General features: G+C 71.6%; 1 protein-coding gene and 1 pseudogene. One reads left to right on the top strand and one right to left on the bottom strand.

From position 1 onward, the window contains the following. The first annotated feature begins 178 nt into the window (after window positions 1-178). A complete protein-coding gene (locus AOJ26_RS40700) occupies window positions 179-988 on the top strand; it encodes an SURF1 family protein (RefSeq protein WP_053853354.1) in 810 nt (269 codons plus the stop codon). Between the two features lie 50 nt (window positions 989-1,038). Here AOJ26_RS40700 and AOJ26_RS40695 read toward each other — a convergent pair. Further along, window positions 1,039-1,252: pseudogene (locus AOJ26_RS40695) on the bottom strand (hypothetical protein); the annotation flags it as partial.

Genomic DNA, 1,252 nt, shown 5'->3' with positions numbered 1-1,252 from the left:
CCCCCTAACGGCCCCTCGTAAACCCGCTCGACATACCAACGAGCTCAACGCGGAGAGGTCACACATTCGATGGGCGAACGTGGATCCACCTCACGGAACAACAGCATCCAAGCCGTCAAAACCCAGCAGTCCCAACCCCGCTCCCCGCCCGCCCGGCGCGGCCCCGTACCGTGGGGGTGTGTACCGGTTTCTGCTGACGCCCCGCTGGTTCGGCATCAACGTCTTCGTGCTGCTCGCCATCCCGTTCTGCCTGTTCATGGGGTCGTGGCAGCTCAGCCGGTTCGAGGACCGGATGGCGGAGAGCCGGGACGCCGAGCAGTCGGTCGTCACCGACGGGCGGGAGGCCGCGCGGCCGCTGGCCGAGCTGCTGCCGGTGGACAAGGCGACCTCCGGCAAGCAGGTCACCGCCACCGGCCGCTACGACAAGCAGCTCCTGGTCCCCGACCGGAAACTGGACGACCGCGAGGGCTACTACGTCCTGACGCTGCTGCGCGTCGACGGCGGCAGGGCCCTGCCCGTCGTCCGGGGCTGGCTGCCGGGCACCCCCGACCCGGCGAAGGTCCCGGCCGCGCCCAAGGGCGAGGTCACCGTCACCGGTGCGCTCCAGGCGTCGGAGACCCCCGGGGACAACGGCGTCAGCGCGCGGGGCGGCCTTCCGGCCGGGCAGACCGCGGCGATCAGCGCGGCCTCGCTGATCAACCTCGTGCCGTACGACGTGTACGACGCGTGGGTCACCCTCAACACCGGTGACTCCGGGATGAAGGCCGTACCGGCGACCGCGCCCGCCGACAGTGGGCTGGACCTGAAGGCCTTCCAGAACCTCGGCTACACCGGTGAGTGGTTCGTCTTCGCCGGCTTCGTGGTCTTCATGTGGTTCCGGCTGCTGCGCCGCGAGGTGGAGTTCGTCCGGGACGCGGAGCTGGGCATCGTCCCGGACGACGACGGGCAGCGGTCTCCGGAGCAGCCGCAGGAGAAGGCGACCGCCTGAACGGGGCGTCCCCCGACGCCCGCCCGCCCCGCCGGGCGCCGTTCACGCCGTCACGCCGAAGCGAGCACACCCGTCCAGTACACGACGCCCGCGCACGCGTTGGTCACCGTGGTGGACACCGAGGCCGAGCCGCCCTCCGTCGTGTACGTCACCAGGACGCTGCCGTCGGCCGTGCCGTCCTCCGTGAGGAGCTGGGTGGAGGTGCCGGTGTCGCCGCCGGTCGAGGAGCCCTCGCCGGTGGAGGTGTCCGGGGAGGACGAGGGG

Origin of the sequence: Streptomyces sp. NRRL B-24085 (assembly GCF_001282115.1) — a bacterium.
Classification (GTDB): Bacteria; Actinomycetota; Actinomycetes; order Streptomycetales; family Streptomycetaceae; genus Streptomyces.
Note: the sequence above shows the minus strand (reverse complement) of the source record. Positions and strands in the feature narration are given on the sequence as shown.